This is a genomic window from Eisenbergiella tayi (genome assembly GCF_001881565.1).
GTDB classification, from domain to species: Bacteria; Bacillota; Clostridia; order Lachnospirales; family Lachnospiraceae; genus Eisenbergiella; species Eisenbergiella tayi.
In genome coordinates, this window is record NZ_MPDJ01000018.1 from 19,367 (window position 1) to 45,757 (window position 26,391).

The following is a 26,391-nucleotide window of genomic DNA, read 5'->3' on the forward strand; positions in this document are numbered from 1 at the left end:
TTATCCTCTTAGAGGAATAATAAATGAACCAGAAAAGGAAGAAGAAATATAACAATATCTATTCAGAACATAGTATCCCTTCTTCTTAAATTTGTCCTTGACAAGGGGTACACTTTAGAAGCTTTCATACTGGACAATCTGGAAGAGAAAAAGACGGGAGAGCAGATATTGCAGAAACTGATGAAGAGATTTTCTTTGAGCCGGGAAGAAGCCGAAGGGTATTTGCAGAAGTATATCGGCAATGCAAAAGAGTAACGGTGCTTTTTTATTATGACTGACGCAATTAGAAGAGGTTGGAGCGGAACTGGTCGGTTTTCTGGAATATGCCGAGAAGACGGATGAAGAAACCATGTTAAAAACAGGGAGTGATGCCGTCTGGAAAATACATGAACACATTTCTAAAATAAAAGCCAGTGAAGAGATGGGAGTGAGATATATGCAGGCATGGGAAGAAAAAGTGCAGGAACGTGAAGAGGGTCGTTCGGAGGGCCGTACTGAAGGCCGTGCTGAGGGAAGAAATGAAGGGATTGAAGCTTTCATACTGGACAATCTGGAAGAGAAAAAGACCGGAGAGCAGATATTGCAGAAACTGATGAAGAGGTTTTCTTTGAGCCGGGAAGAAGCCGAAGGGTATTTGCAGAAGTATAGCGGAAGCACAGAATAGTTATGTCTTCTTTTTTATATGACAGCCGAAGTTAAAAATATGTATAGGATTAAAGCTTAAACAAAAAAAGGGAAAGTCCCGGCGTTTTATGCGTTCTGGACTTTCCCTTTCACAATATTTAATTAAGCCACTGTTTATATTTAACCCTTTACGGCGCCAATGGCAATGCCTTTGACGAAGTACTTCTGAAGGAAAGGATAAATAATCATAATCGGCAGAACACCCATTACAGTCAGAGCCATGCGAACCGAGGTAGAAGGAAGGTCGGCGGTGTTTATATTGCCGCCCGACTGTGCCTGCTGCCGCAGAGAATCGAGATTTCGCTGGATGTTCATCAGCAATACCTGGATACTGTACATTCGGTCGTCGTTAAGATAATACAGACCGTTCATCCAGTCATTCCAATAAGCCAGCCCAACCAGCAGACCTATTGTGGCGATGATAGGCAGGGCCATAGGAAGAACAATACCGAAGAGAATTTTAAATTCATTTGCACCGTCTACCCGGGCCGCCTCAATGACGGCATCAGGGATGTTGGCGGAGAAATAGGTCCGCATCATGATGACGTTGAAAGCGCTCATCAGCAGATTGGGGATAAGCAGAGCGAATATAGTGTTGCGGATATGGAAGGATTGAGTCCACATCAGGTAAGAGGGTACCAGGCCGCCGGAAAACAGCATGGTGAAGAACAGATAGAAGGCAAATATATTCCGGCCCGGCAGCTCCTTACGGGAGAGCGGATAAGCATACAAGGTGGTGAACAGCAGGTTGCATATCGTACCGATCAGAGTCACCAGAAAAGAAATGCCATAGCCGCGGACCACTGCGGCGGATTTCGTAAACAGATACTCATAGGCATAGGTGCTGAATTTTGCAGGAAAAAAGCTATAGCCGTTCGTAATCAGAGTCTGTTCCTCGGTGAAGGAGGACATAATCAACAGGATGAAAGGCGCAATCGCGCATATAATGAGAAAACTCAGCAGGATGTGGGCAAAAATTTGGAACCCTTTTCCATTTTCTACCATAATCTGCTACCTCCTTCTTAAAACAGGGAGCTTTCATTATCCACCTTGCGGACAATGAAGTTGGCGGTTACTACCAGTATGAATCCTACAACGGACTGATATACGCCTGCTGCGGAAGACATACCGATGTTGTTGGTCTGCATCAGGCCTCGGTATACATAGGTGTCGATGGTCTGGGTCACGCTGATCAGGGGACCGGAATTCTGGGGTACCTGATAGAACAGACCAAAATCGGAGCGGAAGATACCGCCCATAGCCATCAGAGTCAAAATGATAATTGTAGATTTCAGTCCGGGCAGTGTGACGTTCCAAATTTGCTGCCAACGGTTGGCGCCGTCTACCACAGCAGCTTCATACAAAGTATGATCAATGCCGCAGATGGTGGCATAATACAGGATCATGTTATATCCCAGGCCCTTCCAGATATTGACAATCACCAGAATGAACGGCCAATATTTCGGGCTGTTGTACCAGTCGATAGGCTTTGCTCCAAAAGCCGCCAGAAGGGAGTTGTTGATATAGCCATTACTGGTGCTCAGGAATGCAAATGCCAGATAGCTGACGATAACCATGGAAATCAAATAAGGGATCAGGATTACGGTCTGGTACAGCTGCTTGGCTTTTTTGCTGCGGATTTCGTTGAGAATAATAGCTACCGCAACAGCCAGTACAGTCCCCAGTGTAATAAACACCAGATTGTAGAGCAGGGTGTTCCGGATCATGATGAAGGCATCGTTTGTACGGAACAGAAATTCAAAATTTTTAAATCCGCACCACGGACTGCCATAGATGCCGTCTCTGGCATTATACTGCCGGAAAGCGATCTGGATACCGAACATGGGAATGTAGCAGTTGATAAACAGATAGATAACGCCGGGCATGAACATCAAATAAAGGGGCCAGAAACGCTTCATCGTTTTTCCGACTTTCTTCATATTCATTCCTCCATCGTAGATTTGATATTATGTAAAGAAGAGGCGGGCTGGGAGCTTCCCATACCCGCCTTCCTTTTGCTTCATGATTCATATAGATGCCTGTTTTAAAGCTTATTTTTTACTGGCCAGGAATTCATCCAGCTGCTTCTGTTTTTCTGCAATGATATCATTGATTCCGGCGCTTTCCAGTTCTGCAATAAACTTGGGAAGGTTTTCATCGGGATCCATAGCACCCCAGCGCAGAGCGGTGTGATATGCGGAAATTACATTGTTGCAGGCGGTAACCTGATTCAGTACGGGATTGCTGTCCCAGGAAAAACCATGAGCAGGGCTGGCAACGCCGCTTTCATTGAACTTGTTAAGCTGTTCCCACAAATCAGCCTCGCCGCCCTTCCAGATAGGTGTGAGCTGCTGATTAGGCCATCCCCAGTCAACGGAAGAATAACCGCTGGCGTTAGGGTCAACACCTTCAGGAGTAGTGATAAAGGTCTTGGTGTCATCGGTATATTCCCAATGCTTGCCTTCAATACCATTGATAAACAGGTTGGATATCTCAGGGTCGGTATACATCAGGTTCCACAGCTCCATTGCCTTCTCAGGATGAGGGGAACTGAAAGGAATGATGAGAGAATTGCCGTTGGAAACATCGGTATATTTGTAGGGCTCGATCACCTTCATGAATACGACTTCTTTACCGTTGGACTTATAGTTTTCCAGCTCCTTGCCGGGTTTCCAGTTCTCGAACATGGCAAAACCATTGCCGGAGAGCAGGTTGTTCTCTGTAGTTGTGGTGGCATCAGGCATGATCAGGCCTTCCTGATTCCATTTGTACATCATTTTACAGAAGTTACGATAGCTGTCCGTAGCATAATAATTCACGACTGTGGTGCTGTCATCAAAAGCATTCTCCAGAACACCCATGTTATCGCCCAAGGGATCAACAGGCAGAGTTTCCTGCATACCGCCGGCGCTCCATGTAGGAACCAGAGGATACATATCCGGATAAGCTTCATGAACCTGAGTCAGGATTTTGTACATATCATCGTAGGTGCCCATTTCAGGAACTTCAATGCCCAGCGCATCCACGATGTCCTTACGCATGGAGAAACCGGCAGAACGGGAAGTATCCTTCATGTCGGGGAGGGCATAGAGTACGCCGCCGAACCGACAGGCATCCAAATCCACAGGATTGATTACTCCGAGAGCGCCCTGTCCATATTTTTCAACAAGGTCATCCAGAGGTGTTGCATAGTTATTGCGGACAATAGTAGCCAGCTGACCGGCAACATTATTGTAATTCAGAAGGTCGATAGGCTCGCCGGAGGTGAGCGCCAGATTGATCTGTTCTGCATCCTGACCGCGAACCAGTTCGATTTCAACCCCGATTTTCTCCCGGGTGATTTCGCTGATGGCAGCGGCAACTTCTTTACAATCTTCTGTATCGGCAGTGCCGACGCCCCAGACAACAAGCTTTACAATATCACCTGTATTCTCAGTGCTGCCGGTATTTCCGGCGCTTTTGTCTTCCGTGGAAGAGTTTGCATTATCTGAATTTCCTGTACTGCCTGTACTGGTGCTGCCGCATGCAGCTAAACTTGCTGTCAGGACGCCTGCCAACAGAACTGCAGCACTCCGTTTCCAAAATTTACTCATTTTACGCCACTCCTTGTAAGATTAGTAGTAGTTATTAACGCCCCTCTCCAAGGGCAGTATGCCGTCATGCAGGATATTGTATATTGGTCCCCTGAACTGTAAACCGTCTGAAAAAGGATTCCAATTATTGTTCCCTGCATTTCAGATATGTGTGATTACTGTCAGATACATCATAGATATTTTCGAAGGTCTGCTCTAACAGATTGCCCACTGTAAAAAAGTCCGGACATCTGTTTCACCATCTTTCTTATCCTCCCCCTTTCCATAACGTTAGTTAAACCAATTTGTTTGTGTAAAATCCTCCCCCTTTTTCTGTGTACTCTTTGATTTTTCAAGTCAAACACCCTTACAATGGATGAATCAACCCTGAATTTTGCTGTTGTTCAGTTGCCTGTTAATAGGCGATCCGCATTCCTGTTTATTTTTTATATTTATCGTTAAACTAAATTTATATTATATAATGTGTTAGCATTGTAACATTTGTCAATATAAAATGAGCATGGTTTCGTAATTTTGGGATAATTAAACAAAAAATATAGCTAAACTTTGTAAAAGTTTGCCGCTTGCATCGTTAAACTGAATATGGTATTAAATTGCGAATATAAGAGTATCAGAAATCAGAAGACAGCTGAAGCTGGCAAAAGAAATTTTTGTGTAACACAAACCCCAACAAAATTTCCGATTGCCATTTCCTTCCTCATATGATATATTTCCCCTTGAAGATAAAAGAGGGTTTCTGAAGGCGGAGGTTTATTCAGGAGCTCTCTTTGTCTTTTTCCCGCAAAAAGGGAAATACCAGGAAACTGTTGAACAACACATGAAAGGAAGGCAACAGATGATGAAAGTAGAAACGATCGAGAATATGTGCGGCGGAAAAGGACATGTGATCATTAAACATATCCTTGGAGAAAAGGAACTGAACGGAAAGTGCGGGCTCTATGCCGAGGTAGTAATCGAACCGGGCTGCACTCTCGGCTATCATGAGCACCATAATGAAAGTGAAACCTATTATATTCTGTCCGGTACCGGCGATTATGACGATAACGGCACAGTACGTCCTGTAAAAGCCGGAGATATAACCTTTACACCCGACGGCTGCGGCCATGGCCTTGTGAATACCGGTGATACCGATCTGGTTTTCATGGCGTTAATCATACTTGACTGATTGCGGCAGCAGATACTGCTCCCGCTTTTTCAGGTCAGTCGGCGGAAGCTGCGCGGAGATATCCCTTTAACCTGTTTGAAAAATTTACAATAATAGCTGGCGCTGTGAAAGCCGCAGGCATAGGCGATTTCCGTAACCGTCTGCCGGGTATCGGAAAGAAGGGGCAGACTCTTTTCAATGCGATAGGTCAGAAGGTAGGTGATTGGAGACACCGAAAGATGTTTCCGGAACAGGCGGCTGCAGGTGCTTTCGCTGATATGAAAGGACGAGGCAAGTTCTTTCAGCGTAATGGGATCCATATAATGGAGATCGATAAAATGCAGCATTTCCTTCAGGAGCTCCACATCCCTTCCTCCGCTTTGCATCGGTGCGAAGGCAGAAGGCCTGTGGACGGCAAGGTTATGAAACAGAGAGAGGATATGGCTTTGAACCATCAATTCGAAGCCGTATCCTTTTTTCTGCGATTCTTCATACAGGGACTCCATAATGCGGACACATTCCGCCTCCCAGGAAATATCCCCATGAAAAATACAGCTGGAAAAGCTTTTGTTCCGCATCAGGGGGAGCAGGTATTTTTCCATGACAAGACTGTCAGGAGACGACTGCAGAAGCTCCGGAACGAAGACGAAATTATGCATGATACAGTTTTCACAATCCACAGGAACAATGCTGTGGAGGACGTCAGAATTGATAAAAAGGCCGTCGCCCTCCTTCAAAAGACAGGAATCCGATGCGGTCAGAAAGGATGCCTGGCCGGACACTACCGCGGTGAATTCAAATTCCCTGTGCCAATGCCAGGGAATATAGCCGGCAGGATATAAGGATAGATCATCCAGATAATCCTGAAAAGGAAAAGCCCTGGAGCCATGCTTTGTTAATTCCTGTAAATCGGCCCCGATTTCTATATTGACTGGTTTCATTGAGAAAATCCCCCATAATGACCGGATAATTATAAAATATGCACTTACTATGACTAAAAAACGCTATTTTTATATTTTCAGTGACTTTATAATACTAAATTGTCGGACACTTTACAAGCATATTGACAGAAGAGACTGGAAAGAGAGATTAGAGCCATGGAAAACTATGTTGTCAGCGGAAAAAAATCGGTATTGAAAAGCTACCGGCATACCCTATATGCCAGCTATCTGGGCTATATCACCCAGGCCATTGTAAATAACTTTGTCCCCCTTCTTTTTACCACATTTATTGCTTCTTACGGGATTTCCCTTGAAAAAATAACATTGCTGGTCACCATTAATTTCGGTATTCAGCTGGTGGTGGATCTGCTGTCCCCCCGCTTCGTGGATCGGATTGGTTATAAAACCTCGATTATCATTGCCCATGTCTTTGCCGCCCTGGGCCTGGCAGGTCTTGGAATCTTTCCGGATCTTCTGCCGGATCCCTATGTGGGGATGCTGGCCGCCATTTTCTTCTATGCAATTGGCGGGGGGCTGATCGAGGTGCTGATAAGCCCTATCGTAGAGGCCTGCCCCTTTGATCAGAAGTCGGCGGCAATGAGCCTGCTTCATTCTTTTTACTGCTGGGGACATGTGGGCGTTATCCTGATTTCTACCCTGTTTTTCGCCCTGGCCGGAGTACATAACTGGAGAATCCTCAGTTTTATATGGGCGTTGGTTCCCCTGCTGAACGCGGTATATTTCTGTCTTGTACCGGTTCGTTCCCTGAACGAAGGAGGGGACAGCATGTCTGTAAAAGAGCTGCTTTCCGGCAAGCTGTTCTGGATATTTGCCCTTCTCATGGTATGCGCGGGAGCATCGGAGCAGGCTATGAGCCAATGGGCATCGGCCTTTGCGGAGTCCGGGCTGAAGGTGTCCAAAACGGTCGGCGATCTGGCGGGGCCATGCATGTTTGCGGTTTTTATGGGAATATCCAGGGCATTTTACGCCAAGTTCAGTGAAAAAATAAATTTGATTGTATTCATGACCGGTAGCGGCGCGCTGTGCGTGGTAAGCTACCTGCTTGCATCCCTTTCCCCGGTTCCGGTTCTGGCGCTGGTTGGCTGCGGCCTCTGCGGCCTGTCCGTGGGAATTATGTGGCCCGGAACCTTCAGCCTTGCGGCGGAAAAATGCCCCAAGGGCGGAACTGCCATGTTTGCGTATTTTGCGCTGGCCGGTGATTTGGGCTGTTCTTCCGGCCCCACGCTGGTGGGAATGATATCGGATGCCTTTGACGGAAGGCTGACGGCCGGACTGCTCGCCGCCATCATTTTCCCTCTGCTGCTGCTGGCAGGGCTCCGGTTATGTAAAAAAATGACTAATAAATAAAAAAGAATAGAATCCCGGAAAAGCTGGCATCCTACATAAGTGAAGTCTGAGCAAATATTCTGACGAAACTAAGAAGAGGTACGGCATGGATTCTATCTGGAGAAAAATGAACCATAACCCGGAAAAGCTGGCTTTTTCCGGGCATATACAAACAGAAGCGGCGGTGATAGGCGGCGGGATGGCGGGCATCCTGACCGCCTTTTTCCTACAGGAAGCCGGGATAAAGACCATACTTTTGGAGGCCGGGCATATCGGAGAGGGACAGACGGGAAATACCACGGCCAAGATTACAGCCCAGCATGGGCTGATCTTTGACGGCCTGATATCAAGCCTGGGCATGGAGCGGGCGGAGCTGTATGCGAAAGCCAATCAGACAGCCATAGAGGAATACAGGCAGCTTGTGGAGAGGATGGGGATCAGCTGTGACTGGCAGGATACGTTTTCCTGTGTTTACAGCACACGGGATCGGGAGGTTCTGGAAAAGGAGGCGCAGGCGGCGGTGAAGCTCGGCCTTCCTGCGGAATTTGTTACCGAAACCGAACTGCCTTTTCCTGTGGAAGGCGGAGTCCGGGTAAATGGCTGCGCCTGTTTTTCTCCGTTGGATTTTCTTTATAAAATTGCGGAAAAACTGACCATTTATGAGAATTCGGAAGTGAAGAAAGTGGAAGAAAAAGTGATCACAACGGCCGGAGGGGAAGTGACGGCAGAGCACATCATATTCGCGGGCCACTTTCCGTTTTTGAATAAGCCCGGGTATTATTTTGCCAGGATGCATCAGGAAAGAAGCTATTGTCTGGCACTCTCCGGCGCGGGGAGTATGAAGGGGATGTATTATGGGGTGGAAGAGGAAGGCTGTTCCTTCCGGGGATTATCCCATAAAGGGCAGGAGCTCGTTCTGCTTGGCGGCTGCAATCACCGGACAGGCGGCAATGACGGAGGCAGATACGACAGGCTGCGGGAGGACGCCCGCCGGTTCTGGCCGGAATGCAGGGAGGAAGCGGCCTGGTCGGCCCAGGACTGCATGACGCTGGACGGCATTCCTTATATCGGACGTTTTTCTACGCAGACGCCGGAATGGTATGTGGCGACGGGATTCGGCAAATGGGGCATGAGCCATTCCATGGTATCCGCCCGGCTGCTCACGGATTTGATTACCGGAAAGGAAAATCCATATGTAAATCTGTTCACGCCTTCCCGGCTTGGCTGGAACGGAGCCGTAAATCTTGCGAAACAGGCAGGCTGTTCCCTGAAAGGATATGTGGGCAGGAAAAAGGTAACGGCAGGTGAATATCTGGAGGATTTGGAACCGGGAGAGGGACATCTGGTGGAATACGGAAAAGGAAAGATCGGTGCATACCGGGATGAGGAAGGGGCGCTTCACCTGGTTACGGCAAGATGCCCTCATCTGGGCTGTGAGCTTACCTGGAATCCGGATGAGAAAAGCTGGGACTGCCCCTGCCATGGTTCCCGGTTCGACTATGAAGGCCGGGTGCTGGACGGCCCGGCCCAGGAAGGAATCGGTCTGGTGTGGGAGTCCTGACAGGACGGCCGGTACAAAACAACGGCAGGAGCGGCAGGGCAAAAGAGCGGCCGGATGAACCGCTGTGAATTCTTCTGTTCACGGAAAGAAAGTATTGCTATAATAACAGGAGAATAAATATGTGGGAGGAAGGAACAGATGGAACAGATAAAAACAGGCATTTTATTTCAGGATGGCTGTGTCCTGCAGCGGGATAAGGAAATTCCGGTCTGGGGAGAGGGACCTGAAGGCGCGGAGGTTACGGTTGTCCTGGAGGAAAGCCGGGCGGTCAGCCGGGTGAAGGATGGAAAGTGGAAATGCGTGCTCCCGCCGAAGAAAGCGGCCCGCGGGCTTACCATGACGGTCACCTGCGGCGGTGAGACTATAAAGATTCAGGACATTTCAGTCGGGGAGGTATGGATTGCCGGCGGCCAGTCCAATATGGAATATTTCCTCTGCTATGACGCTGACTGGGAAACTATGAAAACAGCGGAAAGCAATCCGGAAATCCATATGTTCAATGTTCCCCGGCTGGCGTATCCCGGACATGAAAAAGACGTTTCTGAATGCGGTTACTGGTTCAGGGAAGGGGATAAGGCCTGGCCCTATTTTTCCACGCCCGGTTATTCCTTTGCCAGAAGCATTCAGCCGATACTGAAGGTCCCGGTGGGCATTATCGGCTGTAACTGGGGCGGTACCAGCGCCTCCACCTGGATGAAGGAGGAATGTCTTCAGGAGGCTCCCCTGGATATTTATCTGGAAGAATATAAAGCCGCTATCGAGGGAAAGGATCCGGAAGCGCTGAAAAAAGCTTCCGTGGAGGCTTTTGCTTTGGAGGATTCCAAAGAACATAGGGAAGAATGGGCGAAGGTTATGTATGGCTTCAGCCTGAAGGAACAGAAGGAGTGGCAGGAAAACCAGGAAGAAGCGCCGGAGAATCCCATGGGCCCCTATAATGTGGGACGGCCCGGCGGGCTGTACCATCAGATGCTTGAGACAATCATTCCCTGCGGGGCGCGGGGTGTTCTCTGGTATCAGGGAGAATCGGATGAAGGACATGCGGATATATACGACAGGCTTTTCGAGGCCATGATAGGCTGCTGGAGGGAAAGCTTCTGTCAGGAGCTTCCGTTTTTGTTTGTCCAGCTGGCTCCCTACGGTACCTGGCTGGGAGGGACGGGAGAAAAGTATCCGGAATTAAGGCGCAGGCAGGAAATGGTGAGCCGGAGGGTTCCCGGCGCCTATATGACCTCTGTCATGGATCTGGGAATGTATGAGGACATCCATCCAAAACATAAGAAGGAAGTGGGTGAGCGCCTTGCCCTGCTGGCGAGAGGAAAAGTCTATAAGGAGGAGCTTCTGTGCGAACCTCCTGCACTTTTGGGAGCGGAAAGAAAGGGAAAGAAAATAATCCTTCATTTTGCCCATGCCGGAGTCGGACTGTGGAGAAAGGAAAAAACGCCGGAGGCGGAACCGGAAGCAGAACTTCCCTCCCCATTGACAGGCCCCCGGGAAATGAAGGACGGCTTTCTGGTGCTTCAGGGAGAAAAACCGCTGGAAATCGGGGAAGTGCGCCTGTGGGGAAGCGAAGTGATACTGCATGTGCCATCCCTGTCCGAAGAAAAATGTGCGGTTTCCTTTGCACAGGTTCCCTATGTCAGGGTGCGTATTTATAATTCTGCGGATCTGCCCATGAAGCCTTTTTACTGTGAACTGTAAAAAGGGAAAACGGCCGGGACTTATGTGCTTACAGACTCACCTGCATAAAAAATCACAGATCAGGGAATCCTGATCGGCAGGACGTATTATGCGGAGGTGTCTATGTACAGAAAAGGGTTTTTTAAAGGCTGGTATTACAAGCAGGAAAAAGGCGGCCAGGCGGTTGCTTTTATTCCTGCTGTTCATTTATCAGGGGATGGTAAGGGGACGGCTTCCATTCAGGTCATTACCGAAGATAATGCCTGGAATTTTGATTTTCCCCTGGATACGGTGCGTCTGTCCGACAAGAAGGATACGATTCAGATTGAAAACAATTATTTTTCTCCAAAAGGCTTCCGTGTGAACCTTATCGGAAAAAAAGACGGCAAACCGGTTAAAATTGAGGGCAGGATTGCCTTTGGAAACATTGCCCCATTAAAGGGGGATATCATGGGCCCCTTCCGTTTTATCCCTTTTCTGCAGTGCAGACATGGCGTGGTGAGCATGAGTCATAAGACGAAAGGCAGCATTCAGATCAATGGAGACAGTATCAATTTCCATGGCGGCAGAGGCTATGCGGAAAAGGACTGCGGGTGCTCCTTCCCCTCTTATTATTTCTGGAGCCAGTGCGGCTGGTATGACAGGCAGGAATGCAGCGTTATGGTTTCCGTGGCGGATATCCCTCTGGCAGGATGCCATTTCCCGGGCTGTATCGCTTTCGTCTATTTCGGCGGAAAGGAATACCGTCTGGCAACGTACCTCGGAGTGAAAATACTCCGGTTCGGGGAACGGGAGGTTTTGCTCAAACAGGGAAATATGCTTTTATATCTCCGCGTGCAGGGGCATGGCGGGCAGAAGCTGAAAGCGCCGGAAAAAGGCAGTATGGACAGGCTTGTAAAAGAAAATCTGGTCTGTAAGGTCTGGTGCCGCTTCTGGAAAAACGGTAAATTGCTGTTTGATCATGTGGGAGCGGGAAGCGCTGAATTTATCACCGGAAGCAGTATGGAGACGTAGCTGAAAAAGAGCGGGAAAATATTGGACGAAACAAAAAGAGAAAGCTATAATAGAGGAAAAGGCCGGAATCCAAAGGAGAAAAGAACTATGAATATTCTTGTCAGCGCCTGTCTGCTGGGAGTAAGCTGCCGGTATGACGGAACAGGCTGCCTGCTTCCTGAACTGGAGGAACTGAAGAAAAAACATCATTTGATACCGGTCTGTCCGGAAGTGTACGGAGGGCTGACCACTCCCCGGCCTCCGGCAGAAATCCGGGATGGCTGGGTGGTGAATCGGGAAGGGGAGGACGTTACTCTCCAATATGAAAAGGGCGCCCGGGAAGTGCTTAAGCTGGCCCGTTTTTTTGACTGCAAAGCGGCTGTCCTCAAAGAACGCAGTCCTGCCTGCGGTCATGGCAGGATACATAACGGCAGGTTTGACGGCGGAATGACTGAGGGAAACGGTATTCTTGCACGGCTGTTGATAGAAGAAGGAATCGCTGTGCTGGGAGAAACGGAAACAGAGAAAATAAAAGAATTATAATATAATAATTAAGGGGAAAAGCATCTCTGCCTTCCCCCCTTGTTTGACTATAATTATATTACAAATTAATCTGCATCTATTACATCTACTTCAGTGATTCTGAATGTGGCTAACATATGTACACCCATATCCTGTACTAAGGAATACTTTCTTCGTGGTTCTACAGTTCCTTCTGTGTTATTTGCCCAACCGCCAAGATCAATGTTTATACTTGTGGGACCATCTACACTAAAACTGGCATTTTCCCCATGTTTGCCTTCCCACAATATCTTGCCGGTTTTATCTTGTACGACAGCTCTGCGGGAAGAAAACAAACCCACAAGGCCTTCAACAATATTGTTAGGCATTTTAATTCTGACAATACCGGTGGTTGATACTTCTTCTAATGGACAGCCGCAGTTAATACAAACTTTAGCTTTGTCACTGATTTCTTTACCACATTCAGGACATTTAATTAAAGCCATTTTAAATTCCTCCTCATAAGAATTTATTTTATCATAGGAAATATATCATATTACAACCATTTTCAGGCTATAATTATTTTACTACATATAGGAGATTATTTCTACTTGAATTTTATGACATAATTGCGAAAGAGAATGTAAAATTATATGGAAAGCAGGTGAAAAAATGAGGCTTTGCATTGCAGCAGCCGGAATAGCACAGATAATATTCAATTACAGGAGGATTAAAAATGACTATTCCGGCAAAGAAAATATATCCGCGTACCATGGATAAACAGACCGTGTACCTGGATGCAGTGGTAACAGACCCTGCAATAGAGATAGGCGCATATACGATGTACAATGATTTCGTTAATGACCCTGTCGATTTTGAAAAGAATAACGTACTTTATCACTATCCGATTAATAAAGACCGCCTAATCATCGGCAGGTTCTGCTCCATTGCCTGCGGGGCAAAGTTCATTTTTACAAGTGCCAACCATACCATGACATCTCTGTCAACCTATCCTTTTCCTCTGTTTTTTGAGGAGTGGGATTTACCCATATCGGAGGTTGCAAAAGCGTGGGATAATAAGGGTGATATTGTAATAGGCAATGATGTCTGGATAGGTTATGAGGCGGTCATACTTTCCGGTGTCCGCATAGGGGACGGGGCGATCATCGGAACGAGAGCCGTCGTTACCAAAGATGTGGAGCCTTACACGATTGTGGGAGGCATTCCGGCGAAACCAATCCGTAAAAGGTATGATCAGGATACCATAGAACTGCTGGAGGCCATGCGGTGGTGGGATCTGCCGCAGGAACAGCTCAGGCGGCTTCTGCCTGTTATCAGAAATGGGGATGTGAAGGAACTGGCTGAGGCCTTTGGAAAATTGTAAGAGACGGTAAGCAGTACAGAGAGCTTTTTCAGCAGGTTTAGCTGTGAAAGCTCTCTTTTTCTCCATGGACGGAAGGAAATAAAGCTTCTCTGAAATTTTTTCTATGAAAATATTTTAGCCTCCTGCAAAAAAACTTGACTTTGACGCAGCGTCATAGTTTACACTACACTTATTCCATACAAGCCGGCTATGAGAATAAAGAAGGAAGGAAAAAGGAATGCAGATAAAAATTAATGAAGCGGCCAAACTGACAGGGGTTACCGTACGTACCCTTCACTATTACGATCAGATCGGTCTGCTGCGTCCGGAGACGGTGACGGATACCGGATACCGTTTATACGGGGAAAAAGATTTGGAACGCCTTTCCCAGATCCTTTTCTTCCGGGAGCTGGATTTTACCCTGGCACAGATTAAGGATATGCTGGATTCCCCTTCCTTTGACCGGAAGGAGGCGCTGCGGGCGCAGCATGAACTTCTGACAAAGAAAAAAGAACGCCTGGAACGCCTTATTGATCTGACAAAACGAAGAATGGAGGGAAATGCAGAAATGAGTTTCCGGGAATTTAATAAAGAAGAAATTGAACGCTGCAAAGAAAAATACGCACAGGAGGCCGAAGAACGCTGGGGAGGAACACAGGCCTATAAAGAAAGCAAAAAGCGGACCGACAGCTATGGCTCGGCTGAATGGGAGGAACTGACACAAAAAGGAAATTCCATCATGCAGGCTTTTGCAGACTGCCGCGGCCTGTCCCCGGAATCAGGGGAGGTGCAGGAACTTGCCGCCAGATGGCAGGCTTATATCAGCAGCAGCTATTACGACTGTACAGATGAGATCCTGGAAGGCCTTGGCCTGATGTACACCTCAGATGAACGGTTCCGACAGAATATCGACCGCTTCGGCGAAGGCACGGCGGAGCTGATGTCTCAGGGAATCGCCTGCTATGTCCGCAATAAAAAGGACAGGAAGTAACCAACCCGCATATCCATTTGAGAGCAGCTGTCATAATTCCATCAAAAAGTCCGCAGGATATTTTCTATCCCGCGGACTTGTGTTATTCTGGGATAAGAAAGCGAGGGAATGAAATGAAAATAGATATGGAAAAGCTGATTCAGCTTGTTATGGAAACACAGTATTTTTTTACCAATGAAGAGGCGGCGTCTCAGGTAACGGTGAAGGGAGTTTCAGATTACGTCACACAGGTGGATTACCAGGTACAGGAATTCCTGAAAGAAAGACTGCGGGAGGAATGGCCGGACTTCCAGTTTATGGGAGAGGAAAAGGATAACAGCGACATTGATTTTGACGGAACATTCTGGATCCTGGATCCGGTGGACGGCACCACAAACCTGATTCACGATTTCAGGAACAGTGCGGTATCCCTTGGACTCTGCGACAAAGGAGAAATGATCTGCGGAGTGGTTTACCAGCCGTTTTCCGGCGAGGTTTTCCACGCTGTCAGAGGGGAAGGGGCCTGTCTGAACCAAAAGCCCATTCATGTCAGCTCCGCCGCATCGATGGCGGAAAGCCTCATCTCCATCGGGACAACACCTTATGAGCATGAATATGCGGATCGGAATTTTGAAATCTTCAAAAAGGTATTCCTGGACTGCCAGGATATCCGCCGCATAGGTTCCGCTGCCATAGAACTTTGTTTTGTAGCCTGCGGCCGTCTGGAAGCTTTTTTTGAAATGAATTTAAAACCCTGGGATTATGCCGCAGGACTGCTTATCATCGAGGAAGCGGGCGGTTCGGTGACTGATTTTGAAGGCAGGAGACCGCAGCCCTGGAAAAGAGGAAACATCGTTGGAAGTAATGGATGTCTGGGACAGATTCTGGTAGAACAATATATAAATTAATGCTACAATAATTATATAAACTGCCGAACAGAAGGGAGGTCCTGATATGCTGCTGCTCGCCAAAATAACCGCGGTCACAATAGGAATGGTACTTACTTTGAATGGGGCGGAACGGCCTCTTCCTCAGGAGGGGCGGATGCAGGAAGGAATGCGGAAGCAGGAATCCTGTGAAGTGGTTCCGGTGATGAAGAAGGAACAGAAGATCGCCCAGACTGCGAGGAACAGTTATGATATTATGGAGCAGGGAGCCTACGGCTTCAACGTTTCCGGCCAGTGGACGACAGGACCCGGGCCGGACGGCATTCCCTGGGGAATCTGGTTTTCGGCATCTGATGCCGTCCTGCTTGTGGATGTCAGGCCTTCGGTAACGGAGGGGAGCCTTTTTGAAGCACAGTGGGAAAATAGTAAAAAGGATCTGGAAAGCACCGCCAGGAAAACCCTGGGAAGTGAGCTGGATAATATCCGGTTTTATACCCAGGAAAACGAGGGCGGAGATATGGTATATGCCATGGAATATTCCTGCCGGAGGGAGGATCAGAAATGGTATGTTACCGTATGCTACCGGTTCGGTGAAAACTACATCGGAGAGTTTATCGGAGTAAACCCCTACTCAGCCATGGACTGCAGGGAAGTGACCATGGATGCGGCCCGATCGTTGCGGGAATTGGGAAAAAGCGGAAAAAGAGACCTGCCGGAAGGAACGGATAAGGATGGATGGCCGTTCCCGTATCTGCATAATCCCTTTGCCATAACCGCATACTATATGGATGAAGAAGTGCCTCCGGAGCCTTCTGCACAGCGGAAAGCTTCCGATTACGAGATAAAATGGAAGGACAAGGGTATGGAAACCATCATGCGTTCTCTTCTGGGAAAAGAGGACGGACCCGTGATGTCCAGCGACCTGGATCGATGTGAGTCCCTGTATATCGTAGGCTGGCTTGGCGATTTTTACCGTATCGGCATGGGAAACAGTACGATGGAAATACCGGCGGATGGAGTTAACCTGCGTTCCCTGGAGGATATCAAAGAATTCAGGAACCTCACATCCCTGACGGTACAGGTGCGTACGCTGACGGATCTGTCACCTCTTGCATCCATGGAAAAGCTTACCTATCTGAATCTGCTTGTATCTCCCAAACTTTCCTCACTGGACTGGCTTCAGGGAATGCCGCAGCTGGAGGAACTGATGATGTGGGGTGAGTCTTATCCTGAAATCAGGGATATAAAAGTATTTGAAGGGATGGACAGCCTGACTTCCGTCATGATTATTCTTCCTTCCGTCAAAGATATTTCCGTTTTTGCAGGACTGCCCAATCTGGAAACGCTTTGGATTAACTGCCATAAAAATGTGGACATTACGCCGGTAAAGGAAGCAGGCCAGATCAAAAGCCTGATGGTGAATACGGAGGAAATCCGCTGAACGGATCCGGATTCGGCAAATTGCCAGTTCACAGAGGATGAAAATGTTGTTATAATAACGGGAATAAATGACATCAGGTTAATCAGCTTGCGAGGATAAGGAGGAATGCGGGAGCGCATATGTCCCGTGATTATACTTATGAACAGGAATAAGAAAAGATATATATTGCCCATAGCTTTCTGCACCGCCGCCCTTTTTGTATTTGATGTAAATGCGGATGCGGCGGCCGGAGTACCTCAGGCAGATTCGGTACAGAGTGAGGCAGCCGGGGATATCTGGCAGCAGCAGGCTGAGCTTGCGGCGGCAAATGCGGAAGCCTATCAAAAGGCTCAGGAACAATACGCGGCTGAGCTGGCAGCCTATCAGCAGGCACTGCTGGAACAGCAGGCCCGTGAAAAGAAAGAGGCTCAGACGCAGCAGAGCCTGGCGGAAGCAGATAATGTAAAGCCGGAGGAGGCGGACGGCGCTGCTTCTCCCACTGAAGCGGGACCGGCGGTGATTCCGCCCGCACAGTCTCTGCAGACGCTGCCCCAGAACGGGACAATTGCCAACGGACGCCTGATTGCCGCCGGTTTGCTGTCCGCACCGGTGGAAACTCCTTTAAAAGGGAAAAGCATTTCTATTCTGGGTGACAGCATATCCACATATCAGGGCTATATCCCTTCCGGCTATGCCTGTTTCTATCCGGAAACCCAGAATGATGTGAAGGATGTGACCCAGACCTGGTGGATGCAGGTGCTTTATAATACGGGAATGCGCCTTGCGGTGAACGGCTCCTATTCAGCCAGCGCGGTATGCGGGGATTCCCAGGCGGAGGATTCCAGCGCAGGCTGCAGTACCAGAAGGATCAATGAACTGATGGGAACGGACGGGACTGTACCGGATGTGATTCTGGTATATATGGGGGCTAATGATTTTTTCCGCTCCATGGAACTGGGGAAATTTAATGGCATTACAGGCCGCGGGGAAAAATATTATACCAACTTTACGGAAGGCTATGAACTGATGATTCAGAAGCTCCTTCGTACCTACCCGGCATCCCGTATATACTGTATGACCTTGATTGAAGCCAATTCCGGGGACCATCCCAGAATCAATGAAAAAGGAAATACGATTGCAGACTTTAACCAGCGCATTAAGGAGATTGCTGCTGCCTATGGGCTTCCGGTGATAGATGTGCATAACTGCGGCATGGAGGTTTATGAGCTGAACCACTATACCAGCGACGGAACCCATCCCAACAAGGAAGGGGCTGCCAAAATGGCCAACTATGTAACCGCAATGCTTCTTCAGACCGCTTAGGCGGGGAAGGAGAAGGCTGTCGGGTAAAAGGCTCTTGACATGTGTCTGGGGAATCAGGAGGATCGGATGTTATCTGTTCTTTGCTTGATCTTAGTTTCGGTTTATTTATACAGGCATCATTTATACAACAAGCTGGACAGACAGAAGCTGTCGCACAGCTCTTATTATGATGTGTCCTTCGGAGGGGAACGCAAATGCAGCGACGAGGTGGTGCGGATCCTTAAGGATGTGGGCGGCTACAAGAAAATAGTCGTAAACTGGCACTACTGTGAAAACGGGGAGCCGTCCTGTGCGGATGTTATCCTGCTCCATGAGACTGGCATCTATGTGGTGGAGGCCAAGGATTACCAGGGCTGGATTTCCGGGGAGCCGGAGGACGAATACTGGGTGCAGACCCTCTGCGGGAGCCAGTTGACTTCCTACAAAAATTACTTCTATAATCCCCTTATGAAAAACAGCTCGTGTATCCGCAGCCTGCAGAAGGAGCTGCCGGACATGAAGTGGCTGCCTTTCTTTTCCATGGCCGTTTTCGGAAACCAATGCGAACTGGAAAATGCCGGGCTGTCGGACAATACCTCCAAGATTATCCTGGTACGCCAGCTTTCCTATACTATATATGGAATGGTCCGCAGCGCCAGAAAGTTCCTTGCGCCCCAGGTTATCGATGAAATCTACGACCGGCTGCAGGTGCTGCCTTCCGCGAAAACAGCGGAGGGGAAATATTCCGGGCTTGACAAAAAGCCGGACTTTTATTATAGTAAAAAATAATCGGCGGCCGGCTGTCATATTTTGGCGAGGGCTGCGAAGAATATAGCAGGAAAAGATGAGGAAAAAGAGGAGTACGCATTAACACTCGGCAGAGAGGGCGGCCCAAAGGCTGAAAGGACGCCCGGAGAAAGGGATGCGGAAGGTAGCTTTGGAATCGGAGGCCTGAACAGACGGCTGGCAGGGAATGCAGTCGGTAGGGCTTCACGTTTTATCCCCGTTAAAGGATAAATGAGGCCGGAAAGGAATAAATTTTCCGGTGAACAAAGGTGGTACCGCGTGAACACGCCCTTTGCCGTTTTATAATCGGCAAAGGGCTTTTTTTCTGGCTTTAAAGAATTCAGATTGGAATGCGGCTTGTACGCAGAAGGGAGCACTATGAGTAAAGAACTTGCAAAAACATATGATCCTCATGGAATTGAGGACAGGCTGTATGAGAAATGGGTGGAAAAGAAATATTTTCATGCCCAGGTGGATCGGAGCAAAAAGCCCTTCACCATTGTGATGCCCCCTCCGAATATTACGGGACAGCTCCATATGGGACACGCCCTGGATAATACCATGCAGGATATTCTGATACGTTTTAAGCGTATGCAGGGCTATAATGCACTCTGGCAGCCGGGAACGGATCACGCCAGCATTGCAACGGAAGTAAAAATCATCGAAAAGCTGAAGGAAGAAGGCGTTGACAAGCACGATCTGGGAAGGGAGAAATTCCTGGAACGCGCATGGGAATGGAAGAAGGAATACGGCGGCAGGATTACTGGCCAGCTCCGCAAGCTGGGGTCCTCCTGCGACTGGGACAGAGAACGCTTCACCATGGATGAGGGCTGCAATAAGGCGGTTACGGAAGTGTTCTGTAAAATGCATGAAAAAGGCTGGATTTATAAAGGCAGCAGAATTATAAACTGGTGCCCGGTGTGCAACACCTCCATCTCCGATGCAGAGGTTGTATACGAAGAACAGGCCGGCCATTTCTGGCATATCAAATACCCTCTTCTGCAGGAAGACGGGACGCCGAGTACAACAGAATTCCTGGAATTTGCCACCACACGTCCGGAAACCATGCTGGGAGATACCGCAGTGGCTGTTAATCCGGAGGACGAAAGATATACCTCCCTCATCGGCAGGAAGGTGCTTCTGCCCCTGATGAACCGTGAGATCCCCATCGTGGCGGATTCCTATGTGGATATGGAATTCGGTACCGGCGTGGTAAAGATCACCCCCGCTCATGACCCGAATGACTTTGAGGTGGGAAAACGCCATAACCTGCCTGAAATCAATATTATGAACGATGATGCCACCATCAATGAAAACGGCGGAAAATTTGCAGGAATGGACCGTTATGAAGCCAGGGCCGCAATCGTTAAGGAACTGGAAGAGATGGGACTTCTTGTGGGCATCGAAGACTACAGCCATAACGTAGGCACCCATGACAGATGCAAGACTACGGTAGAGCCTTTAATCAAGAAACAGTGGTTCGTGAAAATGGACGAACTGATAAAACCGGCTGTGGAAGGTGTGAAAAATGGAGATATCCGCCTGATACCGGAACGTATGGACAAGACGTACTTTAACTGGACAGATAACATCCGTGACTGGTGTATTTCCAGGCAGCTGTGGTGGGGACACCGGATACCGGCCTATTACTGTGATGAATGCGGGGAAATCGTGGTGGCAAAGGAAATGCCCGATGTCTGCCCGAAATGCGGATGTACGCATTTGACCCAGGATCCGGATACGCTTGATACCTGGTTTTCCTCCGCTCTCTGGCCTTTTTCCACGCTGGGCTGGCCGGATAAAACCGAGGACCTGGATTATTTTTATCCTACGGATGTGCTGGTTACCGGATATGATATCATTTTCTTCTGGGTCATCCGCATGATTTTCTCTGGCTATGAGCAGATGGGAGGGAAGCCTTTTTCCACAGTGCTTTTCCATGGCCTGGTAAGGGATTCCCAGGGAAGAAAAATGTCCAAATCCCTGGGCAACGGCATTGATCCTCTGGAAATCATTGACCAGTACGGCGCCGACGCGCTGCGTCTCACGCTGATTACCGGAAATGCACCCGGAAACGACATGCGTTTCTATTTTGAAAGAGTGGAAGCAAGCCGTAATTTTGCCAATAAAGTATGGAACGCATCCCGTTTTATCATGATGAATATGGACGGAAAGACTATTCCGGCCGATGCGGATAAATATCTTCAGCCTGTGGATAAATGGATCCTTTCCAAGCTGAACCATGTGGTAAAAGAAGTGACCGACAACATGGAGAACTTCGAACTGGGTATTGCCGTACAGAAGGTATATGATTTCATCTGGGATGAATTCTGCGACTGGTATATTGAAATGGTAAAGCCCAGGCTTTACGATACGGACGACACCGACAGCCAGGCAGCCGCTCTCTGGACACTGAAAAATGTCCTGCTGAATGCGCTGAAGCTGCTGCATCCTTTCATGCCTTTTGTAACGGAAGAAATTTTCTGCACGCTTCAGGAAGAGGAAGAATCCATTATGATTTCCAGTTGGCCTGTGTACCGTGAGGACTGGAATTATGCGTCGGAAGAAAAAGACATTGAGATCATCAAAGAAGCGGTGCGCGGCATCCGTAATGTGAGAAGCTCCATGAATGTTCCCCCCAGCAAAAAAGCAAGGGTATTTGTGGTGAGCGACAGGGAAGATATCAAAAATGCATTTACGCAGGGCCGTCTGTTCTTCGCATCCCTGGCTTATGCATCCGAGGTAACAGTCCAGGCAGACCGTTCCGGTATTGCTGATGATGCGGTTACCGTGGTAATTGCAGGAGCTACCTGCTATATCCCTTTTGCGGAGCTGGTGGATATTGCCCAGGAAATCGAACGTCTGGAAAAAGAAGAAAAGAAGCTTCAGGGTGAGCTTGCCCGGGTAAACGGAATGCTGAACAATGAACGTTTCCTTTCCAAAGCACCGGAAAGCAAAATCGCTGAGGAGAAGGAAAAGCTGGGAAAATATACCCAGATGATGGAACAGGTAAGAGAACGCCTTGCTGCATTAAGAAAATAAGCGGGCAGAGGCAGCTTATTCCCGCGGCAAAGAGCTAAGGCCAGGCAGGTTTTATTTTGAAGATTATCACAAAAATAAAAGGGCGGAGGCAGAACAGGGATAATTCCCCACGGAAAATTCTCCGGGGGCATTACCTTTCAATGCTTCCGCCCGTTGCCTGTCCTTAAGGAAGAAAAAGCGGCGCGGGATTCAGGAGGAAAGGTCAAAACAGAGGGCCGGAAAAATGAGGGATAAAAAGAATTTCACTTATGAAGAGGCAGTGGAGTACGTGCTTCAGATTCCGAAGTTTACGAAGAAAAACACACCGGAGGATACCCGAAGGTTTTATGAATATCTGGGAAGACCCGGAGAAAGCTCCGGGCTTATTCATGTGGCGGGAACCAATGGGAAGGGTTCCGTCTGCTCCTATATCAACGCCGTACTGGAAGAGGCCGGTTATTGCCCGGGCCTTTTCGTTTCCCCCCATCTCGTGGATGTGCGTGAACGCTTCCGCCTGAAGGGACAGATGATTTCCAAAGAAGATTTCACGGAAATTTTTATGAAGGTACTGGAAAATGTGGAAAACTTCTGTAAAAAAAGCGGGGACTGTGTATATCATCCCACTTTTTTTGAAATGCTTTTTTTTATGGGGATGCTTTGGTTTCAGGAAAAAGGGGCAGACTATATCATATTGGAGACCGGAATGGGAGGAAGGCTGGATGCCACGAATGTCATTGACCATCCTTTAGTCACGGTCATTACCCATATCGGACTGGATCATACGGAATATCTGGGGGATACCAGGGAAAAGATCGCAGGCGAGAAGGCCGGAATCATTAAAAAAGGTGTGCCTGTGGTGTTCTGGGAACAGGAAGAAGAGGTAAACAGGGTCATTGTTGAAAAAGCACGGGAAATGTCGTCAGAAGTGATTCCTGTGTCAGAAAAGCAAGTTGTTTTATTTAAATTTAAGAATAAAACCGTTGATTTTTCCATGAGCTCTGAGTATTATGAATATATTAGGGCCAGCCTGCCGACGGCAGCTGTATATCAGAAAGAGAATGCAGCTCTTGCCATACGTGCCCTTGAGGTGCTGGGACGTACCGTCCCCCTTACCAGACAGCAGGTGGAAACAGGGCTTTCCAGGGCAAAATGGGAAGGCCGGATGGAAGAGGTCCTGCCGGGCGTTTATATTGACGGCGCTCATAATGAAGATGGGATACAGGCATTTCTGGACAGTGTCCGTGAAGACGGATGCCGCGGGAAAAGGCATCTTCTGTTTTCCGTCGTTTCCGATAAGCGGGCGGAAAACATGATCGGCCGGATCGTGGATAGCGGCCTGTTTGCCGATGTGGCCATCGCCCCGATTGACAGCGCGAGGAGCCTGACGCAGGAGCAGCTTCTTTCCCTGTGGAAGGGAAGGAATCATGCCAGGCTTTATCACAATCCGGAGGAAGCCTGGGATGCGCTGATACGCGAAAAGGATGAGGCGGATATGGTGTATGCGGCCGGTTCTCTGTATCTTGCAGGCCAGCTGAAGGCATACATGAAGAAGTAAACTGTGAACAGCCCGATATACAGGAGGACAGCAGTATGATAGATTTTGAAGAAGAAATAAAAAAATTTCATCCCAGCCTTGAAATAGGAGAGGTGGAGGAAGCCATATATAACCACGATTTAACAGACCTGACGGATTTGCTGGTAGAGATTGAGAAAAGCAGAAAAGCGGATAAAAACAGACAGGAATAGAGGAACTCTGATATGAATTGTTATAATTGTGGTGTGGAGCTTACGGAACACGATTTTTGTACGAATTGCGGTGCCGATGTGGTACATTACAAAAAAGTCATCAGCGTTTCCAATTTTTATTATAATGATGGCCTGGAGAAAGCAAACGTACGGGATTTGTCAGGGGCAATTGTCAGCCTGACCGAGTGCCTGAAATTAAATAAATTTAATATTGATGCAAGGAATCTGCTGGGACTCGTTTATTTTGAAATGGGTGAAACCGTGGATGCCCTGAGCGAATGGGTGATCAGCAAAAACCTGAAGCCGGAAAAAAACATTGCGGATTCTTATATTGAATCGGTCCAGAACAGCCCGAGCCAGCTGGAAAGCCTGAATCAGGCCATAAAAAAATACAACCAGGCAATCGTTTACTGCAATCAGGGAAGCCTGGATCTGGCGCTCATACAGCTTCGCAAGGTCCTTTCCGTCAACCCCAAGTTTCTGAGGGCCCACCAGCTGCTGGCCCTGCTTCATATGCACAATGAAGACTGGGACAAGGCAAAAAGGGAGCTGGTAAAGTGTACCAGGATTGACATCGGAAATACACGCACCCTCCGGTATATGAAGGAAGTCAATTCAGCCCTGAATGTGGATGATGGACTGAAAAACGGACACAAATCACCGAAAAATGAAGAAGTAATCAAATATCAGAGCGGCAATGAAACCATTATCCAGCCGCTCGCCGTAAAAGAACCCGGAAAAAATTATGCCGGTCTGCTCTATCTGCTGGGAGGCGTTGTGATAGGCCTTGCGGTAGCCCTGACCCTCATCCTTCCCGGAAGGCTGCAGAGCGTAAAAGCCAGGCTGAATGAAGAGAGCAGGAGCGTGGGGGAACAGCTGGATAAGAAAAATGCGGAGCTTACGGATATGCAGAAGCAGCTGGATGCCCTTACGGCAAAGAATGCCGACCTGAATTCCGAACTGGAGGCCTATGCCGGAACCGACGGGACGCTTCAGACGGTGGAGGATCTTCTGAATGCGGCATATACCTATCTGGATACCCCGGATGACATGGAAAAAATATCCCTCGCACTGGAGGGAATCGATAAGGACGCCATGGAATCCGACACCATATCGGAAGCATACAAGAACCTGTATGACAAGCTTCTGGAAACCGCAGGCCCGGGGATAAGCAAAGCCTATGCAGACAGCGGTAACAAGGCTTACAAAGCCGGGGAGTACGATGCCGCCATCAAGGATTTGGAAAAGGCTTTTTCCTATGATGAGACTAACGGCGATGCTCTCTATATTCTGGGAAATGCATATAAGAAAAAAGGCGACAGCAAGAATGCAATTAAGATATATAACCAGGTGATTGAGCTGTTCCCCAATACGGAGAAGGCAAGACGTGCAAAGGATTATCTTAAGGAGCTGGAGTCTTAGGAAAGCTGTAAGGCCGGGAATCGCCGGCAGATAAAACAGAATAAAAAACAGGAACCACATACAAAAGAGAACTGCCATGAGAATGGCTTCCTTCAGGGAGCTTCATGGAGTTCTCTTTTTTTACGCAGAACATCTCTTAATTAAGAAAAACTGACCAGGTATGTGTTGCTGAATAAGGAAGGAGAAACAGATGGAAGAAGAATCGAAAGTGCTTGATAATTATAAGGTTATTGAGGATTGCCTGTGTATCAGAATGCCGGAGGAGGTAGACCATCACCGCTCCGAAGAAATCTGTAAAAATGCGGATCATTTCATCCTGGAATCCCAGGTGGCCAATGTGGTATTTGATTTTGAAGATACCCGGTTTATGGACAGCTCAGGTATTGGTATTATAATCGGCAGATACAAGCTGATTTCCTGTTTTGGAGGAAAAGTATATGTGCTTCATCCGGACAAGCAGATCCGGAGAATGCTTCAGCTTTCCGGTGTGGAAAAAATAGTGGAAATCATGGAATGAAAAAAAGAAAATTACATTTTGCGTTTGCCGTAAGAGGCAGAATGGAGGAAAAATGAGTAATGAAATGAAATTGGAATTTGACGCGGTTTCAGAGAATGAGGGCTTTGCCAGGGTGGCTGTGGCGGCTTTCGTCACACCGCTGGATCCTACTCTTCAGGAGGTTGCCGATGTGAAAACCGCTGTTTCCGAGGCTGTTACCAATGCCATCATACATGGCTATGCCGACTGGGGTTCCCTTGGGCAGGGGCCGGGCAAGGTGGTAATCAGATGCTGCCTGAATGATGATGTATTACATATCGAAGTGGAAGATAAAGGAAGAGGGATAGAGGATGTGGAAAAAGCGATGGAGCCTTTATATACCACAAGACCGGATATGGACCGCTCAGGTATGGGATTTGCCTTTATGGAAGCATTTATGGATGATTTGGATGTGGAATCCGAGCCGGGAAAAGGAACGCTCGTCAAAATGGAAAAAAAGCTGGGAACCCTTTCCTGGACGGAAGATGAGGAGTAGTG

Annotated in this window: 24 protein-coding genes and 1 other annotated feature; of the genes, 19 read left to right on the plus strand and 5 right to left on the minus strand. The window is 48.1% G+C overall.

The window, feature by feature from the left end:
- Positions 1-349 precede the first annotated feature (349 nt).
- Positions 350-664, plus strand: coding sequence for a hypothetical protein (locus BLA28_RS32300; protein ID WP_242880645.1), 315 nt, complete (start codon positions 350-352; stop codon positions 662-664).
- A gap of 140 nt (positions 665-804) precedes the next feature.
- On the opposite strand, the gene BLA28_RS32305 is transcribed toward BLA28_RS32300, so the two are convergent.
- The 3 genes from BLA28_RS32305 to BLA28_RS32315 form a co-directional block, all read right to left on the minus strand.
- Positions 805-1,689, minus strand: a complete 885-nt coding sequence (locus BLA28_RS32305; RefSeq protein ID WP_069152328.1) for a carbohydrate ABC transporter permease — start codon at positions 1,687-1,689, stop codon at positions 805-807.
- Positions 1,690-1,706: 17 nt separating this feature from the next.
- Positions 1,707-2,624 (minus strand): ABC transporter permease, encoded by a 918-nt coding sequence (locus BLA28_RS32310; RefSeq protein WP_009255769.1) that lies wholly within the window; start codon positions 2,622-2,624, stop codon positions 1,707-1,709.
- A gap of 111 nt (positions 2,625-2,735) precedes the next feature.
- On the minus strand, positions 2,736-4,277 hold the full coding sequence (locus tag BLA28_RS32315; protein WP_044966955.1) for an ABC transporter substrate-binding protein: 1,542 nt from the start codon (positions 4,275-4,277) through the stop codon (positions 2,736-2,738).
- An 838-nt stretch (positions 4,278-5,115) separates the two neighbouring features.
- On the opposite strand from BLA28_RS32315, the gene BLA28_RS32320 reads away from it, so the two are divergent.
- The gene (locus tag BLA28_RS32320) at positions 5,116-5,442 is read left to right on the plus strand and encodes a cupin domain-containing protein (RefSeq protein ID WP_025485249.1); all 327 of its coding nucleotides are present in this window, start codon (positions 5,116-5,118) and stop codon (positions 5,440-5,442) included.
- Between the two features lie 29 nt (positions 5,443-5,471).
- Here BLA28_RS32320 and BLA28_RS32325 read toward each other — a convergent pair whose 3' ends face one another.
- Positions 5,472-6,362 (minus strand): AraC family transcriptional regulator, encoded by an 891-nt coding sequence (locus tag BLA28_RS32325; RefSeq protein ID WP_069158798.1) that lies wholly within the window; start codon positions 6,360-6,362, stop codon positions 5,472-5,474.
- 156 nt (positions 6,363-6,518) lie between these two features.
- On the opposite strand from BLA28_RS32325, the gene BLA28_RS32330 reads away from it, so the two are divergent.
- From BLA28_RS32330 to BLA28_RS32350, 5 genes are all read left to right on the plus strand, one after another.
- Positions 6,519-7,730 carry an MFS transporter gene (locus BLA28_RS32330; RefSeq protein ID WP_069158799.1) on the plus strand — a complete coding sequence of 404 codons (1,212 nt, stop codon included), beginning with the start codon at positions 6,519-6,521 and terminating at the stop codon, positions 7,728-7,730.
- Between the two features lie 85 nt (positions 7,731-7,815).
- A complete protein-coding gene (locus BLA28_RS32335; RefSeq protein WP_069158800.1) occupies positions 7,816-9,270 on the plus strand; it encodes an FAD-dependent oxidoreductase in 1,455 nt (484 codons plus the stop codon).
- Positions 9,271-9,408: 138 nt separating this feature from the next.
- Positions 9,409-10,968, plus strand: coding sequence for a sialate O-acetylesterase (locus tag BLA28_RS32340; RefSeq protein WP_069158801.1), 1,560 nt, complete (start codon positions 9,409-9,411; stop codon positions 10,966-10,968).
- 102 nt (positions 10,969-11,070) lie between these two features.
- On the plus strand, positions 11,071-11,961 hold the full coding sequence (locus BLA28_RS32345) for a tocopherol cyclase family protein (protein ID WP_081330167.1): 891 nt from the start codon (positions 11,071-11,073) through the stop codon (positions 11,959-11,961).
- Positions 11,962-12,048: 87 nt separating this feature from the next.
- Positions 12,049-12,483 (plus strand): DUF523 domain-containing protein, encoded by a 435-nt coding sequence (locus tag BLA28_RS32350; RefSeq protein WP_069159130.1) that lies wholly within the window; start codon positions 12,049-12,051, stop codon positions 12,481-12,483.
- A 65-nt stretch (positions 12,484-12,548) separates the two neighbouring features.
- Here BLA28_RS32350 and BLA28_RS34370 read toward each other — a convergent pair whose 3' ends face one another.
- A complete protein-coding gene (locus BLA28_RS34370; protein ID WP_009255759.1) occupies positions 12,549-12,947 on the minus strand; it encodes a zinc ribbon domain-containing protein in 399 nt (132 codons plus the stop codon).
- Between the two features lie 230 nt (positions 12,948-13,177).
- Here BLA28_RS34370 and BLA28_RS32360 point away from each other — a divergent pair, with 230 nt between their 5' ends.
- The 12 genes from BLA28_RS32360 to spoIIAB all read left to right on the plus strand — a co-directional run bounded on the left by BLA28_RS32360 (position 13,178) and on the right by spoIIAB (position 26,389).
- A complete protein-coding gene (locus BLA28_RS32360; RefSeq protein ID WP_081330168.1) occupies positions 13,178-13,825 on the plus strand; it encodes a CatB-related O-acetyltransferase in 648 nt (215 codons plus the stop codon).
- Between the two features lie 217 nt (positions 13,826-14,042).
- Complete coding sequence (locus BLA28_RS32365; protein WP_087758309.1) at positions 14,043-14,795, plus strand: MerR family transcriptional regulator; 753 nt, start codon at positions 14,043-14,045, stop codon at positions 14,793-14,795.
- Between the two features lie 113 nt (positions 14,796-14,908).
- Positions 14,909-15,682 carry an inositol monophosphatase family protein gene (locus BLA28_RS32370; protein WP_069158803.1) on the plus strand — a complete coding sequence of 258 codons (774 nt, stop codon included), beginning with the start codon at positions 14,909-14,911 and terminating at the stop codon, positions 15,680-15,682.
- 46 nt (positions 15,683-15,728) lie between these two features.
- Positions 15,729-17,102, plus strand: coding sequence for a leucine-rich repeat domain-containing protein (locus BLA28_RS32375; RefSeq protein WP_069158804.1), 1,374 nt, complete (start codon positions 15,729-15,731; stop codon positions 17,100-17,102).
- 105 nt (positions 17,103-17,207) lie between these two features.
- Positions 17,208-18,404, plus strand: a complete 1,197-nt coding sequence (locus BLA28_RS32380; protein ID WP_069158805.1) for an SGNH/GDSL hydrolase family protein — start codon at positions 17,208-17,210, stop codon at positions 18,402-18,404.
- 66 nt (positions 18,405-18,470) lie between these two features.
- Positions 18,471-19,172, plus strand: coding sequence for a nuclease-related domain-containing protein (locus BLA28_RS32385; RefSeq protein WP_159464004.1), 702 nt, complete (start codon positions 18,471-18,473; stop codon positions 19,170-19,172).
- 49 nt (positions 19,173-19,221) lie between these two features.
- Positions 19,222-19,465 (plus strand) — a binding site (T-box leader).
- Positions 19,466-19,547: 82 nt separating this feature from the next.
- The gene (locus BLA28_RS32395; protein ID WP_069158808.1) at positions 19,548-22,211 is read left to right on the plus strand and encodes a valine--tRNA ligase; all 2,664 of its coding nucleotides are present in this window, start codon (positions 19,548-19,550) and stop codon (positions 22,209-22,211) included.
- Between the two features lie 223 nt (positions 22,212-22,434).
- Entirely contained in the window at positions 22,435-23,745 is a 1,311-nt protein-coding gene (locus tag BLA28_RS32400; RefSeq protein WP_069158809.1) for a bifunctional folylpolyglutamate synthase/dihydrofolate synthase, read from the plus strand.
- Positions 23,746-23,780: 35 nt separating this feature from the next.
- Entirely contained in the window at positions 23,781-23,936 is a 156-nt protein-coding gene (locus BLA28_RS33930; RefSeq protein ID WP_016359903.1) for a hypothetical protein, read from the plus strand.
- Positions 23,937-23,948: 12 nt separating this feature from the next.
- The gene (locus BLA28_RS32405) at positions 23,949-25,358 is read left to right on the plus strand and encodes a tetratricopeptide repeat protein (RefSeq protein WP_016359902.1); all 1,410 of its coding nucleotides are present in this window, start codon (positions 23,949-23,951) and stop codon (positions 25,356-25,358) included.
- A gap of 190 nt (positions 25,359-25,548) precedes the next feature.
- Entirely contained in the window at positions 25,549-25,875 is a 327-nt protein-coding gene (locus tag BLA28_RS32410; RefSeq protein WP_009255747.1) for an anti-sigma factor antagonist, read from the plus strand.
- 52 nt (positions 25,876-25,927) lie between these two features.
- Entirely contained in the window at positions 25,928-26,389 is a 462-nt protein-coding gene (gene spoIIAB, locus BLA28_RS32415) for an anti-sigma F factor (RefSeq protein WP_044966984.1), read from the plus strand.
- Positions 26,390-26,391: the final 2 nt, after the last annotated feature.

What these genes read in the sequence shown, in the direction of transcription:
- BLA28_RS34370 (WP_009255759.1), bottom strand. Translation starts at nt 12,947, where the DNA reads ATGGCTTTAATTAAATGTCCTGAATGTGGTAAAGAAATCAGTGACAAA.
- BLA28_RS32300 (WP_242880645.1), top strand. Translation starts at nt 350, where the DNA reads ATGTTAAAAACAGGGAGTGATGCCGTCTGGAAAATACATGAACACATT.
- spoIIAB (WP_044966984.1), top strand. Translation starts at nt 25,928, where the DNA reads ATGAGTAATGAAATGAAATTGGAATTTGACGCGGTTTCAGAGAATGAG.
- BLA28_RS32410 (WP_009255747.1), top strand. Translation starts at nt 25,549, where the DNA reads ATGGAAGAAGAATCGAAAGTGCTTGATAATTATAAGGTTATTGAGGAT.
- BLA28_RS32365 (WP_087758309.1), top strand. Translation starts at nt 14,043, where the DNA reads ATGCAGATAAAAATTAATGAAGCGGCCAAACTGACAGGGGTTACCGTA.
- BLA28_RS32340 (WP_069158801.1), top strand. Translation starts at nt 9,409, where the DNA reads ATGGAACAGATAAAAACAGGCATTTTATTTCAGGATGGCTGTGTCCTG.
- BLA28_RS32405 (WP_016359902.1), top strand. Translation starts at nt 23,949, where the DNA reads ATGAATTGTTATAATTGTGGTGTGGAGCTTACGGAACACGATTTTTGT.
- BLA28_RS33930 (WP_016359903.1), top strand. Translation starts at nt 23,781, where the DNA reads ATGATAGATTTTGAAGAAGAAATAAAAAAATTTCATCCCAGCCTTGAA.
- BLA28_RS32400 (WP_069158809.1), top strand. Translation starts at nt 22,435, where the DNA reads ATGAGGGATAAAAAGAATTTCACTTATGAAGAGGCAGTGGAGTACGTG.
- BLA28_RS32305 (WP_069152328.1), bottom strand. Translation starts at nt 1,689, where the DNA reads ATGGTAGAAAATGGAAAAGGGTTCCAAATTTTTGCCCACATCCTGCTG.
- BLA28_RS32345 (WP_081330167.1), top strand. Translation starts at nt 11,071, where the DNA reads ATGTACAGAAAAGGGTTTTTTAAAGGCTGGTATTACAAGCAGGAAAAA.
- BLA28_RS32350 (WP_069159130.1), top strand. Translation starts at nt 12,049, where the DNA reads ATGAATATTCTTGTCAGCGCCTGTCTGCTGGGAGTAAGCTGCCGGTAT.
- BLA28_RS32395 (WP_069158808.1), top strand. Translation starts at nt 19,548, where the DNA reads ATGAGTAAAGAACTTGCAAAAACATATGATCCTCATGGAATTGAGGAC.
- BLA28_RS32315 (WP_044966955.1), bottom strand. Translation starts at nt 4,277, where the DNA reads ATGAGTAAATTTTGGAAACGGAGTGCTGCAGTTCTGTTGGCAGGCGTC.
- BLA28_RS32360 (WP_081330168.1), top strand. Translation starts at nt 13,178, where the DNA reads ATGACTATTCCGGCAAAGAAAATATATCCGCGTACCATGGATAAACAG.
- BLA28_RS32370 (WP_069158803.1), top strand. Translation starts at nt 14,909, where the DNA reads ATGAAAATAGATATGGAAAAGCTGATTCAGCTTGTTATGGAAACACAG.
- BLA28_RS32325 (WP_069158798.1), bottom strand. Translation starts at nt 6,362, where the DNA reads ATGAAACCAGTCAATATAGAAATCGGGGCCGATTTACAGGAATTAACA.
- BLA28_RS32310 (WP_009255769.1), bottom strand. Translation starts at nt 2,624, where the DNA reads ATGAAGAAAGTCGGAAAAACGATGAAGCGTTTCTGGCCCCTTTATTTG.
- BLA28_RS32375 (WP_069158804.1), top strand. Translation starts at nt 15,729, where the DNA reads ATGCTGCTGCTCGCCAAAATAACCGCGGTCACAATAGGAATGGTACTT.
- BLA28_RS32320 (WP_025485249.1), top strand. Translation starts at nt 5,116, where the DNA reads ATGAAAGTAGAAACGATCGAGAATATGTGCGGCGGAAAAGGACATGTG.
- BLA28_RS32385 (WP_159464004.1), top strand. Translation starts at nt 18,471, where the DNA reads ATGTTATCTGTTCTTTGCTTGATCTTAGTTTCGGTTTATTTATACAGG.
- BLA28_RS32335 (WP_069158800.1), top strand. Translation starts at nt 7,816, where the DNA reads ATGGATTCTATCTGGAGAAAAATGAACCATAACCCGGAAAAGCTGGCT.
- BLA28_RS32330 (WP_069158799.1), top strand. Translation starts at nt 6,519, where the DNA reads ATGGAAAACTATGTTGTCAGCGGAAAAAAATCGGTATTGAAAAGCTAC.
- BLA28_RS32380 (WP_069158805.1), top strand. Translation starts at nt 17,208, where the DNA reads ATGCGGGAGCGCATATGTCCCGTGATTATACTTATGAACAGGAATAAG.